Below are 15,408 nucleotides of genomic sequence, written 5' to 3' on the forward strand. Positions count from 1 at the left end.
CCTCACACCCCGCCGCCCGGCGCCCCATCGGGGACCGGGGATACTGCCGGCACGCTTGTATTGCCTTCAACGGGCCTCGCGCCACCATCCCAGGGGTCGACGCCATGTTCGAGCCACGCCAGGGTCTGCCGCCAGAAGTCGTCCCGGTGCCTCTCGTGAAAGAGGCCGAAATGGCCGATGCCTATTTTCCCGTAGGTATGGGGTTCCAGGAAACGGACGGTCATCGGCGCATTCGGCGTGTAGGCCAGGGACCGGGCAACCGCCCGCGGGGAGGCAAAGGGGTCGTCGGTCGGTGCGACCGCAAGGATGGGCGCCCGCAATCGGCGCTGCGCGGCGCGCATCTGCTCCCGTTGGGATGGCGGGGCGTTCATCGTGAAGTCCTTGCGACCGCGCGCCCAATCAAGGGCGACACCCCGGGGCAAGTCCTCAAGCCAGCGCCGGGTCTTCCCCGGGAAGAATCCGCGGCCCAGCGTCAGCAGGGGCATGGCTACATGCCATCGGGCAACGAACCGGGTGCGGTGGCCCTTCGCGTAGTCGCGCCAATGCGCATGCTGCGCACCGACGGTCAGGATGCGGGTGAGGTGGCGGGATTCGGCGGTAAGGCCAACGCCGAATCCGCCGAAGCTGTGGCCGACGAAGTGCAGCGGGAGGTCGGCGTGGCGTTCGCGTGCCCAGGCCAGCGCCGCCTCGATATCCAGCTGGCCCCAGTCGTGCCACCGTGCCCGAAATCCCCGCAGCGACTCGGGGGCGGAGGCGCCGATGCCGCGGTAGTCAAAGGTGACGGCGTTCAAACCGTGCCCGGCCAGAAATGCGGCGTATCGGCGATAGTAGCTCGCGCGAACACCCGTGGCGCAGGCAATGACCACCATGGCCTTGGGCGTGCCGGCGGGAGGGTCGTTCGCTTCGAATAGGTTTCCGTGCAGCACCTGCCCGTCACTGCAGGTGAACTGGATGGGGGTGACCGGCGACGTTGACGTTCGTTTCCGGCCCGGTTCTAGCGCGGGGTCCATGGTTCCTCGGGCGCGTCATCGGATCCGTCGGGCGCTTCGGTACGGGGGTCGGGCGCGTGGTGTGGGAATCCTGCGAGCGGATCCTCGTCTTGACCCTGGGCGGATTCGTGGACCTGACGTTTTTGTTCCTCGCGGGCCTGTTGGGCGGCCGTGCCGGATGGCTGGTAGAAGGAGTTCAAGGCGTCAAAGACTCCCGAGGCTCCGCCGCCGCCTTCGGTGGGGAAGCTGAACTTCGAGGCGGCCCACAGCAAGCCGATGCCCAGCACCGGGATCCCGATCAGCCAGAAAAGCCACTCCATGCCCACAGTCTAGCCGTGGGGGCCATCCTCGCGGCGACGCGAAGACCCCTGCAACTACGGGCTGGTCAGGCGACGAGCAGTCCGCCGGCCGACACCGTCCCTTCCTCGGTTTCGGACGGCATTGCAGCCTCGGCTGCCTCGGCCACCTTGGCAGCGGGGATGTCATGGTCCAGTGCGGTTGCGACGATGGCGTCGAGCGCCTCGATTCGCTCCTTCAAGAGAATGCGGGCCGAAGCCACATCTTCTGCGGCGGCACGAATCAAGTCCAGCTGGTGCATGGCGGTTTCCTTTCGCACGCGTCGAATTCTGCAGGAATGAGTGTATCCAGCCCGTTTCTCGCGATCAACCCGACAGGCGGGTGACATGGCCCTTTTACATCTGGGGGCACGACGCGAAAAAGCCGCTAGTTCCCTGTGGTGGCAAGGGAAGCTGCGGCTTGTGGTGGACGGGATGGCGCGTACGCCGGGTTTTGTGCCGCGGTCGGTTACCCGAATCGCGGTGACGATCATCTATCTAGGAGTGCCGTTGCCGACACCCTCAAGCGGTCCACCCGACTACATTGAGCGAACAACCCAGTAGTCTGTCTGACCTTGCTCCGGGTGGGGTTTACCTAGCCGCTCCGGTCACCCGGAGCGCTGGTGGTCTCTTACACCACCGTTTCACCCTTACCCGCACAAGTGCGGGCGGTCTATTTTCTGTGGCACTGGCCTGCGGGTTACCCCGAGTGGGCGTTACCCACCACCCTGTTCTGTGGAGCCCGGACGTTCCTCGGGCCACTTGCGTGGCACGCGATCGTCTGGCCATCCCGTCCAGCATTCAAGTCTAGTCGCTATTGAACCGTGCTTTGCACCTGACAGGCAGTGAAGTACCGGCTGGTGGACGGTGGCGTAGTCGAATCACGGAATGGCCCGCAGAAAGACTAGGCTAAACCGGTGCTGATTTTGCTTCCGCCCTCCGAGGGCAAAGAACCCGCCGGCAATGGCGACCCCTTCGACGCCGACGCGCTGCAGTTCCCTGAGCTGAACGTGCATCGCCACGAATTGCTGGAGACGCTGGCGCAAGTTTCCCGCGCCGAGGACGCGCTCGAGGTGCTCGGCGTGGGCAAGTCGTTGGTTGCCGAGGTGACGCGCAATATCGAATTGCATACGGAACCCGCGGCCGCGGCGCACACCGTCTACACCGGCGTGCTTTTTGAGGCGCTGGGCTATGAACGACTAGATGCCGCAGCCCGTGTGCGCGCGGATGCAAGCATCCTGGTGATCTCCGCGCTGTGGGGGGCCGTGGGCTTTGCCGATAGGATCCCCGCATACCGACTGTCCATGTCGGTGAAATTGCCCGAGATCGGAAAACTTGCCAGCTGGTGGAAGCCGAAGCTGACGCCGGTGCTCAATGCGCGGGCCGGTGATGCATTGGTGGTGGACTGCCGTTCCAGCACCTATGCCGCTGCCTGGGTCCCACCTGCCACGAACACGGTCAGTGTCTCAGTGTTCCAGCTGCGCGGCGGCGTGCGCAAGGTTGTTTCGCACTTTGCCAAGCACACCCGCGGGGAGTTGGCAGCGCACCTGCTGACCCGTGGTTCCGCGGTGGCGACGCCTGCCGAACTGCTCGAGGCTGCACGGGAACGTTGGGAAGCCGAGCTGGTGGCGGGCACCGCGAAGAAGCCGCACCAGTTGAACATTATCCTGCCCGAGGACCACGCGTTCCGGGCCGTGGGCAGTTAGCCCGTTTCCGGCGCTTGCCGGGCGCATGGGGTCCCACGGGCCGCGGAGGGACCGTGGGCGGCTGACCCGCGCTTCCTAGACGGAGGCGCTGGGCGCCCCCTCGTCGGAGTGGCCCGCGTCGTCTGCCACCATCTCGATTTCAAACCCGGCGTCGTCCTCGAGGTAGGAGGCGTAGTGATCCGGGCCCCCGGCATGGGGGTGGGCATCGGTGAAGAGCAGGGTGAAGCCACGGTCCACGGCGGCGGCCGTGAGCTCATCGACGCGCGTCCGCGAACCCGCGACGAACGCCAGATGATTCATTCCCGGTGCGCGGCGCCGGTGCGCACCGGCGAGTACGTCCGGTCCGGACTCGATGACGATGTAGTCGTGTGCCCCGACGTAGCTGGTGCCCTGCGGCCAGGATTCACCCGCTGTGTAACCAAGTTCCTGGAACAGCCAGCCGAGCGTCTCCCGGGATGCGGCAAGGTCCCGAACCCAGATCTCCACATGGTGAAGGCGGCCGGAACGCGGGTCTGTCACCACGTCGGGAACGCTCTCGGGGACTAGGCTCCCCATTCGGCGCTGCGCACCAAGATGGCGCCGGTGTCGGGACAGAAGACGATTTCATCGGCCGGTGCCGCCTTTATTTCAGCGAGGTCCCCGGCTGCCAGTGCCATGCCGCTGGCTTCCGAGGTGCCGTGGAAGAGGCGGGCGGCACCGATGCCGTTGCGCGTGCGCAGGCGCTCGTAGGTGGAGATGAGCGGTTCGTCGAATGTCGCGGCCAGTTCGGCTCGGGCGCTGCGGGTGCCGGCCAGTTGCTCCTGGAGCTCGGCGACCGCGGCATCGCGCCGGGCCAGGTGCTCGCCGTGTTCCCCGGTTCGGGTGGCTGTGAGCTCCCCGGCGGCTTCGGCCTGGGTCTGGAGTTCCTCCAGCGTGCCCATCAGCTCCAGCTCGGCGTCTTCGAGGCCGTTGCGTCGCACGGTGAGCGAATCGATCTCGTGGGACAAGGCCATCATGTCGCTGGCCGTGCCTGCGTTGGCGTTGATGCGGGCCTGGTCCTTGGCGATGTGGGCGGCGACCTTTTCCACGGCCAGTTCCGAGTCCTTCAGCGCCGCGGCGGCAGCCTCGACCTCCTGCTGGATCTGGACCTGCGCCGCACGGGCCTCCTGCAGGGCGGCCTCCGCGGCGGCAAGCTGGGCGTCGGCGGTGGCCTCGGAGACCTGGCGGGTGAGTTTGGTGATCTCCGAATCGAGCGCGGCCAATTCCAAGAGTCGAAGTTGTTCCGCCGGTGCTGCCTTTGCCATGCTGACCTCCGCTGTGCGCGCCGTGGCGCGGCCGTTCCCAATGTCATTTTCGGCGATCAGTGATCGCCTAGCCACAACAGTAGTCAGTGGCGGAACGGTGCGGTGAATGTGACCCGCCGGAATCGGCCGGCGCTGCGGAAAGGCCACGCCTCCCGCAGCGTCACGGGTGCCAGGCGGGATGCAGTTTCTGGTGCTACGCGGCTGCGGCTTCCGGATGGAAGACCCAGTTCCGCCTGGGTCTTTGCAGTGGATCACGTGACTTGGGTAGCACAACCTGTGGAATCCCGTCCAAGACGCGAATGGTGAAGTGACCCGCGTGCAGGGCGGTGTGGCAGCGAACGCAGAGCAGCAGCCCCTGGCTGACGTCGGTCTTTCCGCCGAGGGAAAACGGCACCACGTGGTGGACCTCGCAGCGGTGGGTGGGCATTGAACAGCCAGGGTTGGCGCACCCGCGGTCGCGTGCCGCGATGGCACGCTTCTGCCCCTTCGTGAAGAAACGGCGCCTCCGGCCCAGGTCCAGGGGCTGGCCCTTGCCACCCATGACCAGGGGCAGGATGCCGCCGTTGCACGCCATGCGGCGCGCTGCGGCCGCTGACACGTACTCGCCGTGCGGCGTCAGGCCCGGCTTTTCCACGGCTCCGGTGAGCGATGCGTAGTCGATCATCACCAGCAGTTCGATGCGCGAGGCCATCGGCATGTCCGGGCCTGCCGGGGCCGCGGGATCCTGCCAGATGCGGATGGCATCCATCAGTGCCTGGGACAGCCGCTGCGCGCGGCGACGGGCGTTGGCTTCGGAGACGGACTCCCCCGGGTACTGGACGCCTGGGAACCCGAAGTCGATTCCGTCGGCTTCGATCCTCGGATCCGTGAACCCGGCCCGCGGGCGCTGCTCCGGCGGCGTGTCCGGGCTGACCGCCCAGTCGGGGATCGGCGGCGCCTCGTATCCGGCCGACGTGTCCTCGGGCGATTGAACGGGATTGCCGATGGCCGATATCGCGGGGCTACCGGCGGATGTGCGGGGATTGTTCAGGTCATCGGCCAGGGTGCTGAGCATTTCGTGGCCCTCGGCATCGGTGGTCAACTCCCACACATAGCCCTTGGGCTTGTGGCCCTGGAAGCGCAGGCCCATGTACCGGGCCGTCTCGGCCTCCTCGCGCTCGACGACGGTGGCCTCCAACTCGATGGCGGCCTGCTTGAGGAACTTGCCCAGCGTGGCCTCGTCGCCCGTCTGCGAGGTTTGGGCGACCCGCTCTTCCAGCAGTTCGCGTGCAGCCTTGGGGTCCGGCAGGGCGTCCAAATCAGGTTGCAGGGCCTCAAGCTTGGCCGCCGCGTTGGCCAGCAGCCGGGGATCCGCGGTGCCACCGGTCAGGACGGCGGCAAGATGCGGGAAACGGGGCGGGAGCGCGGTTCCGTCGGGCCCTCGGTGGTCCATGAGCCGTTGGTTGGTGGTGATGCGGTGCCGGGCCTGGAAATAGCCCAGGTGCAGCTGGGACTTCAGGAATTCAGCCGGATCGTGGTGCAGGGGCTTGCGGTCCGGTCCGGTGACCTGGTCGGCAGGCAGGTTTGCGGCGCCCGCGGCAAAGTCCCCGGGATCCGCCAGCAGCTGGTTGAGTGCGGCCAGCGGCGCCTCGGTAAGGGTGTGGGCCTCGGTGTCCACGCAGGAACCGGCCGCCAGGACCTGGGCGTAGGAACCGGTGCGGTAAATCCGTTCGGAGAGGTGCGCCAACGCGGCGGCGCGCACCGGGGAATTGCCCACCGAGGCCGCGGCATCGTCGACCGCCTTCCGCGTGGCCATTTCCAGGGCGGCCAGCAGGCGCAGCGGATCAACATGCGGTTGCCTGCCCGGGGTGCCCCCGGAAGCTTCCGCCGGTGTCCCGCCAACCGCGCGGAGAACCGTGTCGATGATGCCCTCTGCCGTGTCCATGCCACCATGGTGCGCCGAACCGGACCCGGCCCGCGACCTTCTGCCGCATACCTGTGGACAACGCCGGGACAGACAAAAAACGCGGTGCGCGGCCCCCGCCCCGGTGGATCGGGGAGAAGCTGCACGCACCGCGTTTGATTGGCCTGGCACCGGCGGAACTAGGGGGTGAGAATGAAGTCCCAGGGGTCGGTGTTGATCGCCGAGACGGCGACCTCGACGTCGTGCCCCAGATCATGCAGCACGTTCTTCAGCGCATCGGCGGCGGTGGGCAGCCACAGCCACTCGGAGGCGAAGTGGGAGACGTCAATGAGGTACGGCTTGCCGTTCAGCGCCGCCTCGCGGGCCTCGGAGGCGGGATGGTGGCGCAGGTCGGCGGTGACATAGACGTCGGCCTCGGAGGCGCGGACCGCGTCGAAGAGGGAATCCCCCGCACCGCCGCAGACGGCGACCTTGCGCACGATCCCGGCGCGGTCCCCCGCCACGCGCACTCCCCCGGCCACGGCGGGCATTGCGGAGAAGACGCGGGAGGCGAACTCGTGCAGCTGCAGCGGCTCGGGCAGCATGCCGACCCGGCCGATGCCTTCCTCGGGCAACCCGTCCTTCGAGGGAGCCAGCGGCTGCGTGTCGGTGAGCCCGAAGATGTCCGCCAGCACGTCGGAGACCCCGCCGATGGCGGAGTCGGCGTTGGTGTGGGCGGTGACCAGCGCGCAGCCGGATTCGATGAGCAGGTGCACGGCCTCGCCCTTGAATCCGGTGGCAGCCACGGAGTTCACCGGTCGCAGCAGCAGCGGGTGGTGGGTGATCAGCAGGTCGGTGCCGCGGGCCACGGCGTCGGCGACAACCTCCAGGGTGGGGTCGACGGCGAACATGATGCGCTTGACCTCGCGCTGGGGGCGGCCGACCACCGGTCCCACGGTGTCCCATTCCTCGGCCAGCGAGGCGGGCCAGAGTTCCTCGACGGCAACCAGCACCTGGCCGAGGGTGGGCGTCGAAAGCGCGGCTTCGGCCTGGTCCGCTTCGGGATCCGCGGAACCGGACGGGACAGCTAGCGAGGCGGTGTCGGCGGCCTCGCCCGGGGCGCCGGGAGCGGCGGTCGCGGAAGCGGCGGGGGAATCGTGGCCCGGCGTGCCGGCCGGCGCGTTGGCGCCCGCTGCGGGGACGGCCCCCGCGTCAGGTGCGGCGGGGGTTGCCGCCGCGGTTGCTGTGTCGGCGGAGTCCTGGTCGGCCGAGCCCGGCCCGGAGACGATACGCATGCCGTGGGGCTGCTGCTTGTTGCTCTGCATGCATCTACCGTATCCGCAGCGGCGGGGAATGCCCGCATGCGCGGGAGATGGATTGCGCGCGCGTGCCGCCGGCAGGTCCGGCGCGGCGCGCGGGAATGAAATGGAGGCGGGCGTGCTTGAGTGTAGATGTGAACGACTTCTCAATTTCCAGCACCCCGATCCGCTTTTCGCCCACCGCCCAGGGGCCCGAGGGCCAGGAGCTGAGCACGTTTGTGCTGGCCGGCGGCTGTTTTTGGTGCCTTGATGCGGTCTACCAGCGCACGCGCGGGGTCCATGCGGTGGTCTCGGGCTACACCGGCGGCACAGATCCGGCACCGAACTACCGCAGCGTGTGCGGCGGCAATACCGGACATGCCGAGGCGGTTGCCGTAACATTCGACCCCGCAGTCGTCCCGGCCGAGGTCATACTCGACATGTTCTTCACCACCCACGACCCCACCACGCTCAACCGCCAGGGCTACGACGTGGGCACCCAGTACCGCTCCGCGTTCTTCCCCCTGGATGCCGCGCAGGAGGCGCTTTTCCGCGAAAGCGCGCGGAAGTTCGGCGAGCTGTACCCCGATCCGCTGGTGACCTCCTTCGAGGCCCCGGGCGACTTCTTCGTGGCCGAGGGAATCCACCAGGACTACTACAACCGCTTCCCGGACGAGGGCTACTGCCGGGTCATCATCGACCCGAAACTGGCCAAGGCCAGGAAATATTACGCAACATGGCTCGAGGAACCCGCCGCCGAGCGGTCCTGACTAGGCTTGTACACGAAGCTTCCGGCGCGCCATGGCCTGCCGGGAGAGCGCCGAAACGGCCCCATCCCGCTCCCACACCCAAGGACAAAGGACACCATGTCGAAGATCTACAACGACGTCACGCAAATTGTTGGCCGCACCCCGCTGGTGCGCCTGAACCGACTGGGTGCCGGACTGCCGGGCAACATCGCGGTGAAGCTGGAGTTCTACAACCCGGCCAATTCGGTCAAGGACCGCATCGGCGTGGCCATCGTTGACGCCGCCGAGGCCTCCGGGGACCTGCGCCCGGGCGGCACCATCGTCGAGGGCACCTCCGGCAACACCGGCATCGCGCTGGCCATGGTGGGGGCCGCGCGCGGCTACAAGGTCGTGCTGACCATGCCCGAGACCATGAGCACCGAGCGCCGCGTGATGCTGCGCGCCTTCGGCGCCGAGATCGTGCTGACCCCGGGCTCCGAGGGCATGCGCGGCGCGGTGGAGAAGGCCAAGGAAATCGTCGCCACCACCGACAACGCCATCTGGGCCCAGCAGTTCGCCAACGTCGCGAACCCCGAGGTGCACGCCGCGACCACCGGCCCGGAGATCTGGAACGACACCGAGGGCGAGATCGACATCTTCGTCGCCGGCATCGGCACCGGCGGCACCATCACCGGCGCCGGCCGCTACCTCAAGGAGCAGAAGGCGGGCCTGCAGGTCATCGCGGTGGAGCCGAAGGACTCGGCGATCCTCAACGGCGGCAAGCCCGGCCCGCACAAGATCCAGGGCCTGGGCGCGAACTTCATCCCCGAGGTGCTGGACACCGAGCTCTACGACGAGGTGCTTGACGCCTCGATCGACGACTCGGTCGCCATCGCCCGCGCGCTGGGGACGCAGGAAGGCATCCTCGGCGGCATCTCCGGCGGCGCCGCCGTCTGGGGCGCGCTGGAAGTCGCCAAGCGCGAGGAGAACGCCGGCAAGCTCATCGTCGCCGTGATCCCCGACTTCGGCGAACGCTACATCTCCACGCTGCTCTTCGACGACATCCGTGGCTAAGACAGCAGATCCGTTCGGTGCCGGGCGCGGCGCGCGGGAAACCGCCCCGCCCGCCGGCACCGAGGCGGGCTTCACCCGCGGCACGCCGGCCAGGCGCCGGAATGCCGCACAAACAAAGGCCAAGGTTTGAGATTCCTTTCCCGACTAGCCGAAGACCTGCGCGGGGCCAGTGCACATGACCCCGCAGCCCGCGGCCAGGCCGAGAACTTCCTGGCGTACTCCGGCCTGCATGCGATCTGGATCCACCGGCTGACCCACCGGCTCTGGCAGAACCCCAGGACGCGCTTCCCGGCGCGCCTGATCTCCCAGGCCGGGCGTTTCCTGACCGGGATCGAGATCCACCCGGGGGCGACCATCGGCCGGCGCTTCTTCATCGACCACGGCATGGGCGTGGTCATCGGGGAAACCGCCGAGATCGGCGACGACGTGATGATCTACCACGGGGTGACCCTGGGCGGGCGCTCGCTGGCCAAGGTCAAGCGACACCCGACCATCGGTGACCGCGTGGTCATCGGTGCCGGGGCGAAGGTGCTGGGCCCGATCGTGATCGGTGCCGACTCGGCCATCGGCGCGAACGCCGTGGTGGTCAAGGACGCGCCGGCGGATTCGATCATCACCGGGATCCCGGCGAAGAACCGCCCGCGCACCGCCGAGGAGCACAAGCCCGCGGTGGACCCGGCCGAGTACATCGACCCGGCCATGTGGATCTAGGTCGTTCCGACCAGCAGTTTGCGGCGTCGGTCCCGTTCCCGATTGCGGGGACAGGACCGGCGCTTTTCGTTGAAGGCCCCGACGTTTTTCCGTTTCCGGAGATTCGTTCAGGAACAGGCAAGTCTGCCGTCCCAGTCGCCTGTGCCTATACTGGCCAAAACAACAAGTGACTAGTCGGTTCCGGAAGATCGCTCTACGGGCCTTGGGGGGAAGGAAGCACTATGGGTTTCAGGATGCGCAAATCGTTCAAGATTGCGCCAGGGGTCAGGATGACCGTCACGCCCAAGAGTCTCGGGCTAAGTGCTGGGGTGCGAGGGGCTCGAATCTCCGCGAACTCCTCGGGGCGTGTCACTCGCACAGTGGGGATCCCCGGATCCGGGCTTTCTCATGTGAGCTCTTCTTCGACCGCCGCAGGTCGTAAGCGCGCCGCACCGGGCTCTACGTCAGGCCGCAGCAACATCTCGCCCGAGCCCGCCCGTCCTCCAGCACCTGGGCTCTTCGCACCTAAATGGGAGAAGCTGCTTTTCAGGGCCGTGGCTTCGCGGCCGGATCCTGGCCGTCTTCCAGACATCGGCACCGAATTCGAGCGGGCCCGCCACACTGCCGCATTCTTTGAAGTGCTCGACTTGGCTTGGCCTGCTGGCGACATTGAGCGCGCTTCGGAACTTCTCGGACTGCTGCTGGCCGGAAACTACGATGCCACGTCCGACCCGTTCATTACCAAGTACCTTCCGGGGAGGACCCACTCCGAGATCGCGATCGCAGAAGGCATCACTGTTGAACTGCCCACCAATTCGGAGTTCATCGGACTGTTGCTCGCCGAGACACTACAGCTGCAAGGCATGCTCCAGCGGGCTGTCAACGTTGTCGAAGGACTCGTTCCAAGCACCATCGCAGCGGTCTCGCTCGCCGAGTTGTACATTGAGTTGGGAAGCTGGGACCAAGTAGTCGAGCTGACTGACGGCGTGACCAATCTTGACGAGGCATCCACCTATCTACTGATCCAGCGCGGAATTGCCTTGCGCCATCTGGGGTATGTGGATGCATCCCGTGAGGCATTCAAGGAGGCGCTACGCATGCGTTCACGTCCGGCGGGTCTGCGGCACAGGGCCTTGGTTGAACGTGCCCAATTGCAGCTCACAGCGGGCAAACGCGCCATGGCCCGCAAGGACCTGGAACGCGTTCTTGCCGAGGACAGCAGATACCCGGGACTGGTTGAGCGGTTGGCGGAGCTGGACAGCTGATTCAGCCACAAGGGAGAAGGCAAGGAGCCTCCATCCCGGCATCAATTCCTGCAGCCGGCGTCCGATCACCGGGCAGGGCCGACAGAGTCCAATTGCAGGTGCCGAAGCACGCCCTTGGCGTCTTCCAGATTATGCTTGCGAGCCACCGGTGTTGTTGTGCCCCTGGGTCCCACGGGCCAATACATCGTGGCTCGGACTTCCATGGATCCGCGGCACCGAATGATCAGCCGGCCAGGGCAAGGTACTGGTGGGTGTAGGCGATGGCCATGCCGCCCTCCCCGACCCCTGCGGTCACGCGCTTCACGGAGCCGGAACGCACATCGCCGATCGCGAAGATCCCCGGAACGCTGGTCTCCAGCGCGAACGGGCGCCGCGCCTGATCCCAGCCCGGGGCGTCGGCGGCGTCGGGACCGGTGAGTAGGAAGCCGTGGCGGTCGCGCGCGAGGCGCGCCGGCATCCACCCGGTCACGGCGTCGGCCCCGATCATCACGAACACCGCCGGGGCCTGGCGCATCGTGCTGGTGCCGGTGGCGGAATCCAAGACCACGATCGAATGCAGGGACTTCTCCCCCTGCAGCGCGGTGATCCGGCAATTGGGCTGAACGTGGATGGCGGCGGTGACCTCAATCTGCTCGATCAGGTAGCTGGACATCCGGGCGGCCAGCGAGGGACCGCGCAGCAGCATGGTGACGGTGCGGGCGTACCGGGAGAAGAAGATCGCCGCCTGCCCGGCCGAGTTTCCCGCCCCGACGATGCAGATGTCCTGCCCCTGGGCCAGCGGCGCATCGCTGTGCGCGGCCCCGTAGTACAGCCCGTTGCCCAGGAAGCGCTCGGCACCGGGAAGCTCCAGGGTCCGCCAGGCCACGCCGGTGGCGACGATGAGCGCCCGGGCGGCCAGCACGTCGCCCCCGTCGAGCTCGACCCGGCGGGACTCCGCGTCGATGCCGCAGGCGGTGCGGGTGACCACGATCTCGGCACCCAGCCGGGTGGCCTGGGTCAGCGCGCGCGAGGCCAGGTCGTCCCCGGAGATCCCGTAGGGGAAGCCGGTGTAGTTCTCGATCCGGGTGGAGGTCCCGGCCTGACCGCCGGGGGCCAGCTGCTCAATCACCACGGTTCGCAGGCCCTCGGCCGCGGCGTTGACGGCGGCGGTCAGCTCCGCCGGACCCCCGCCGAGGATCACCACGTCGTAGTCGCTCGCCGCAGGAACCACGTCAAGCCCGACCGCCCGGGCCGGGACGCGCATCGCCGGATCCACGTAGCTGGTGCCGTCGCGCAGCTCGAGCACCGGATAGGCCTGCCCGTCCTCGGGCGCCTCGAGCGTGGTGGTCTCGTAGGCGACGTGGTTGCGGGTCAGGAACGTGGACAGCTCGCGCACCTTTGCATGGCGCCGCGGGCCAATCACGCGGGCCACCGCATCGGGTTTCTCGGCGGCCAGCTGCTGCAGCGAGTCGAGGTAGCGCCGGGCCAGCGAGCCGATCTTCTCCGGGACCGCCGGTGCCATCGCGGCCAGGGTGTAGTAGCCGGCCACGTCGAGCCTGATAATGCGCGTGGGCCCCGCGGCGCGACCGCTGGCAGGGAAGTTGGTGCTCAGGGTCAGCGGGACTTCGCCGAAGAACTGGCCGGGCTTGCGGGTGCCGATGACCCGTTCGATGCCGGCGACGACCTTGGTGACTTCCACCAGGCCCTCGATGACCACGGTCAGGGCGCGTTCGTCGCCCTCGTGCAGGAAGTATTCACCGTCCAGCAGGTGGATGTCCTCCACGGCGCCAGCCAGGTACCCGAGCACCTCGGGGCCCAGCGCGGCAAAGGTCTTGACGGTGCGCAGCTCCTCGATGCCGATCATCGGGAACCGGCCCAGGGAACGCATGCGGGTGCGGTCATTGCGGGTGTTGCGTGTTGCCGGCTTCGGCGCATGCCCCGAATCTATGCCCGCCGAGGAGCGGGGTCAATGAATGGGTGGGCGTCGCTTCCTGCCGGGTGCCTTTAGCACCCGATCCACCCTTGGAGACCAGCTGCCTGCGTGCCGGGGGCCCGGTCCTAGGTGCGGCAGAGGGATACATCCCCCGAGTCGGGGATCGTCGGCAATCGAAACGTGGCCGCGAGCATTGTGTCGTGCCGTGGATGCCGGGAATTTCGGCAGACCGGCGACTGGCCTGATATCGGGGTTGGCAAATGTGCCCCGGGCGGTTCTCCGCAGGCACACCGCGCTGAAGCCACATCGAAGCGGAAGAAGCGCCCACCGAGGACGGTTGGCCGGTGACGGTCGAATCGCGATCAGCGGGATGAAGGGTCAGCTCCGTTGGGGCTTGGTGCGGAAGTGACCGGGCACGAGTCTTTCGCCCCGGTAGTGCGGGCCAATCCAGATTCGCTCGCCGGTGGTCGGGCCCGTCACGGACCGAGTCCCTTTCCCCGGGGCGAGGTCGATCACGGTCGGTTCCGCACCAGCCTCAAGCTCATGGACCCGTCCCCGGTTTGCGCCTTCGAACGCCAGCTTCATCGATTCGATCTCATCCGGTTCGGCGCCGAGCTCCAATGCGTCCTGTGCCCAGTGTGAAACGGCTGCGTTGATTGCACGAAGCCGGTCCACGGCCGCGGCACGCGTGAGCCGAAAAGAGTCCAGGTGATCAAGGAGCTCCAGGACATTTCGGTCAGACACATCCCCGTCGGGAACCAACGGCGTTTCCGATGTCCCGCTTCTGGTGGGGTTGACGTCGAATGAGGGAGACAGGCGCCAACCGCTCTTGTGCCGCAGCAGGCCATGGTTGCGCATGTGGTCGTCGATGTTGTTCACCATGGCCCCGAATGCGGCCCTGCTGAACATTTCGTTGGCATCCTCGGTCGGCGACGCGGATATCAGGGTGATTTCCCGTGCCAGCTTGACATAGTTGGGGTGCTCATAGGTATCCAGTTGAAGCGCTGTCCTGGCACTCATGTAGGGGATCCTGGTTTCCCCCACTCGGTCGAACCGCTCGGTGAGGAATATCTGGCTGTGGGAATTCAGCCGCATCAGCCGGGATGGCTGTACCCGGATGCCGGCTCGTTGCTGCAGCACCATGGCAACCATTTCCCAGAGTTGGACATTGCCACGGTCCGATGTCTTGGGAAACTTGGCCAGCAGCATCGTTCCGTCATCATCACGAATCCAGGCCTTTGGCTGGGCACCTCCAGGAGAGGAACCGGCACCGATGAGCAAACTGTTTCGCTCGTCAATGACGCCGGTCTCTTCGTAGGTTGTTGCTTCGGCAGCCAATTCCGTGACATCACGGATCCCCGCCGATTCACCCCAGGTGGAAAGGAACTTTCCGTTCTCGCGAAACCGCAGTGCCCCCTGTCTGGTCTTGTCGTTGACCATGAGCAGCCTTGAGACCGCGGTGTTGCTTGGCAAGGGGGTTTTCGTGGCTCTTGCCCGAAGCCTGGCCTGTTCATGGAGTAGCCGCTGCCCCCATGCATCCGGGGCGGCGTCCATGAACGAACCAAAGATCTCCCGCCCCATGGTGGGCCGCTGTTCGCCTCGGAGCAACGGCAATTCCGGAGAGATTTCGAAGGAGGACCCCTCTCCGAGCCATGCATCGGCGTAGCTGAACGCTATGTGTTCCAGCGGCGAATGGAGATCGGATTCCACCGCCATGGAGCCGGCCTTGGTGTCGTTGACAAGGACATCGATGGTTCGGATTTCCCTTCGGGAACGACTGGCCATCAGTTTCTCCTAGGAGCTCGTTGACGGCTGAGCATGTAGGCCCGCGCGCGGCCCAGATCCGTATTCAGCGGGTCGACCGCCGCATCGATCCGGTCATTGACACCAAGCACCTTGGCCACCGTCAGAAAGTTTTCCAACTTGCCGCCCGTGCCCTGCTCCAGCTTGATCAAGGTGGAGCGGGAGATGTTGGCCCGTTCGGCGACCAGCTCCTGGGAAAGACCAAGGATGATGCGCCAATCGCGCAGATGCACACCGAGCCGTTCCATTTCCATCATCTTGTCCACCTAACGTAGCTATTTACCAACTCTAGCATTGATAGCGTCTACATATAGCTACATTATTGCGTCAATTCAACTGCCCTACAGGGATGCAGTGCAGAGCCGTGTTTCCTTCAAGACGCCGTGCGGACTGGGAAACCAGAAGGGGCGGAGCTTCCGGAAATACCGGAGGCGCCGCCCCTG

Annotated in this window: 16 protein-coding genes, 1 other RNA gene and 1 pseudogene; 7 read left to right on the forward strand and 11 right to left on the reverse strand. The window is 66.7% G+C overall.

The annotated features are described in order from the left end of the window. Window positions 1-2: 2 nt before the first annotated feature. The 4 genes from KRR55_RS05735 to rnpB all read right to left on the reverse strand — a co-directional run bounded on the left by KRR55_RS05735 (window position 3) and on the right by rnpB (window position 2,117). The gene (locus KRR55_RS05735) at window positions 3-1,010 is read right to left on the reverse strand and encodes an alpha/beta hydrolase family protein (protein ID WP_217388079.1); all 1,008 of its coding nucleotides are present in this window, start codon (window positions 1,008-1,010) and stop codon (window positions 3-5) included. After that, the gene (locus KRR55_RS05740) at window positions 995-1,309 is read right to left on the reverse strand and encodes a hypothetical protein (RefSeq protein ID WP_217388080.1); all 315 of its coding nucleotides are present in this window, start codon (window positions 1,307-1,309) and stop codon (window positions 995-997) included. The genes KRR55_RS05735 and KRR55_RS05740 overlap by 16 nt, the downstream gene beginning before the upstream one ends. A gap of 65 nt (window positions 1,310-1,374) precedes the next feature. After that, window positions 1,375-1,587 carry a hypothetical protein gene (locus tag KRR55_RS05745; RefSeq protein WP_217388081.1) on the reverse strand — a complete coding sequence of 71 codons (213 nt, stop codon included), beginning with the start codon at window positions 1,585-1,587 and terminating at the stop codon, window positions 1,375-1,377. A gap of 164 nt (window positions 1,588-1,751) precedes the next feature. Beyond that, window positions 1,752-2,117, reverse strand: an RNA gene (rnpB, locus tag KRR55_RS05750) — RNase P RNA component class A. A 124-nt stretch (window positions 2,118-2,241) separates the two neighbouring features. On the opposite strand from rnpB, the gene KRR55_RS05755 reads away from it, so the two are divergent. Beyond that, entirely contained in the window at window positions 2,242-3,030 is a 789-nt protein-coding gene (locus KRR55_RS05755) for a YaaA family protein (RefSeq protein ID WP_217388082.1), read from the forward strand. Window positions 3,031-3,105: 75 nt separating this feature from the next. Here KRR55_RS05755 and KRR55_RS05760 read toward each other — a convergent pair whose 3' ends face one another. From KRR55_RS05760 to KRR55_RS05775, 4 genes are all read right to left on the reverse strand, one after another. Continuing rightward, complete coding sequence (locus tag KRR55_RS05760; RefSeq protein WP_217388083.1) at window positions 3,106-3,585, reverse strand: VOC family protein; 480 nt, start codon at window positions 3,583-3,585, stop codon at window positions 3,106-3,108. After that, entirely contained in the window at window positions 3,573-4,313 is a 741-nt protein-coding gene (locus tag KRR55_RS05765) for a zinc ribbon domain-containing protein (RefSeq protein ID WP_217388084.1), read from the reverse strand. The genes KRR55_RS05760 and KRR55_RS05765 overlap by 13 nt, the downstream gene beginning before the upstream one ends. 193 nt (window positions 4,314-4,506) lie before the next feature. Continuing rightward, window positions 4,507-6,237 (reverse strand): HNH endonuclease signature motif containing protein, encoded by a 1,731-nt coding sequence (locus KRR55_RS05770; protein ID WP_217388085.1) that lies wholly within the window; start codon window positions 6,235-6,237, stop codon window positions 4,507-4,509. A 158-nt stretch (window positions 6,238-6,395) separates the two neighbouring features. Beyond that, entirely contained in the window at window positions 6,396-7,520 is a 1,125-nt protein-coding gene (locus KRR55_RS05775) for a Nif3-like dinuclear metal center hexameric protein (RefSeq protein ID WP_254455854.1), read from the reverse strand. A 200-nt stretch (window positions 7,521-7,720) separates the two neighbouring features. Between KRR55_RS05775 and msrA the strand changes: the two genes are divergently transcribed. The 6 genes and pseudogenes from msrA (at window position 7,721) to KRR55_RS05800 (ending at window position 11,250) form a co-directional block, all read left to right on the forward strand. Further along, window positions 7,721-8,263, forward strand: a complete 543-nt coding sequence (msrA, locus tag KRR55_RS05780) for a peptide-methionine (S)-S-oxide reductase MsrA (protein WP_217388297.1) — start codon at window positions 7,721-7,723, stop codon at window positions 8,261-8,263. A gap of 96 nt (window positions 8,264-8,359) precedes the next feature. After that, entirely contained in the window at window positions 8,360-9,295 is a 936-nt protein-coding gene (cysK, locus tag KRR55_RS05785; protein WP_217388086.1) for a cysteine synthase A, read from the forward strand. Continuing rightward, a complete protein-coding gene (locus KRR55_RS05790; protein WP_217388087.1) occupies window positions 9,288-9,425 on the forward strand; it encodes a hypothetical protein in 138 nt (45 codons plus the stop codon). The genes cysK and KRR55_RS05790 overlap by 8 nt, the downstream gene beginning before the upstream one ends. After that, window positions 9,422-10,006, forward strand: a complete 585-nt coding sequence (epsC, locus tag KRR55_RS05795) for a serine O-acetyltransferase EpsC (RefSeq protein ID WP_217388088.1) — start codon at window positions 9,422-9,424, stop codon at window positions 10,004-10,006. Before KRR55_RS05790 ends, epsC begins: the two co-directional genes overlap by 4 nt. A 233-nt stretch (window positions 10,007-10,239) precedes the next feature. After that, a pseudogene (locus KRR55_RS20735) lies at window positions 10,240-10,380 on the forward strand (DUF4236 domain-containing protein); the annotation flags it as partial. A gap of 159 nt (window positions 10,381-10,539) precedes the next feature. After that, a complete protein-coding gene (locus KRR55_RS05800; protein ID WP_254455855.1) occupies window positions 10,540-11,250 on the forward strand; it encodes a tetratricopeptide repeat protein in 711 nt (236 codons plus the stop codon). 223 nt (window positions 11,251-11,473) lie between these two features. On the opposite strand, the gene KRR55_RS05805 is transcribed toward KRR55_RS05800, so the two are convergent. The 3 genes from KRR55_RS05805 to KRR55_RS05815 form a co-directional block, all read right to left on the reverse strand. Beyond that, window positions 11,474-13,117, reverse strand: a complete 1,644-nt coding sequence (locus tag KRR55_RS05805) for an FAD-dependent oxidoreductase (RefSeq protein ID WP_254455856.1) — start codon at window positions 13,115-13,117, stop codon at window positions 11,474-11,476. 423 nt (window positions 13,118-13,540) lie between these two features. Then, entirely contained in the window at window positions 13,541-14,947 is a 1,407-nt protein-coding gene (locus tag KRR55_RS05810) for a type II toxin-antitoxin system HipA family toxin (protein ID WP_217388090.1), read from the reverse strand. Further along, window positions 14,947-15,222 carry a helix-turn-helix domain-containing protein gene (locus KRR55_RS05815; RefSeq protein ID WP_209911882.1) on the reverse strand — a complete coding sequence of 92 codons (276 nt, stop codon included), beginning with the start codon at window positions 15,220-15,222 and terminating at the stop codon, window positions 14,947-14,949. The genes KRR55_RS05810 and KRR55_RS05815 overlap by 1 nt, the downstream gene beginning before the upstream one ends. Window positions 15,223-15,408 lie beyond the last annotated feature (186 nt).

Origin of the sequence: Paeniglutamicibacter quisquiliarum, assembly GCF_019084045.1 — a bacterium.
Lineage (GTDB): Bacteria > Actinomycetota > Actinomycetes > Actinomycetales > Micrococcaceae > Paeniglutamicibacter > Paeniglutamicibacter quisquiliarum.

Excerpts from the sequence above, each read along its gene's own strand:
- KRR55_RS05735 (WP_217388079.1), bottom strand. The coding sequence starts at position 1,010 with ATGGACCCCGCGCTAGAACCGGGCCGGAAACGAACGTCAACGTCGCCG.
- KRR55_RS05740 (WP_217388080.1), bottom strand. The coding sequence starts at position 1,309 with ATGGAGTGGCTTTTCTGGCTGATCGGGATCCCGGTGCTGGGCATCGGC.
- KRR55_RS05745 (WP_217388081.1), bottom strand. The coding sequence starts at position 1,587 with ATGCACCAGCTGGACTTGATTCGTGCCGCCGCAGAAGATGTGGCTTCG.
- KRR55_RS05760 (WP_217388083.1), bottom strand. The coding sequence starts at position 3,585 with ATGGGGAGCCTAGTCCCCGAGAGCGTTCCCGACGTGGTGACAGACCCG.
- KRR55_RS05765 (WP_217388084.1), bottom strand. The coding sequence starts at position 4,313 with ATGGCAAAGGCAGCACCGGCGGAACAACTTCGACTCTTGGAATTGGCC.
- KRR55_RS05770 (WP_217388085.1), bottom strand. The coding sequence starts at position 6,237 with ATGGACACGGCAGAGGGCATCATCGACACGGTTCTCCGCGCGGTTGGC.
- KRR55_RS05775 (WP_254455854.1), bottom strand. The coding sequence starts at position 7,520 with ATGCAGAGCAACAAGCAGCAGCCCCACGGCATGCGTATCGTCTCCGGG.
- cysK (WP_217388086.1), top strand. The coding sequence starts at position 8,360 with ATGTCGAAGATCTACAACGACGTCACGCAAATTGTTGGCCGCACCCCG.
- KRR55_RS05805 (WP_254455856.1), bottom strand. The coding sequence starts at position 13,117 with ATGCGTTCCCTGGGCCGGTTCCCGATGATCGGCATCGAGGAGCTGCGC.
- KRR55_RS05810 (WP_217388090.1), bottom strand. The coding sequence starts at position 14,947 with ATGGCCAGTCGTTCCCGAAGGGAAATCCGAACCATCGATGTCCTTGTC.
- KRR55_RS05815 (WP_209911882.1), bottom strand. The coding sequence starts at position 15,222 with ATGATGGAAATGGAACGGCTCGGTGTGCATCTGCGCGATTGGCGCATC.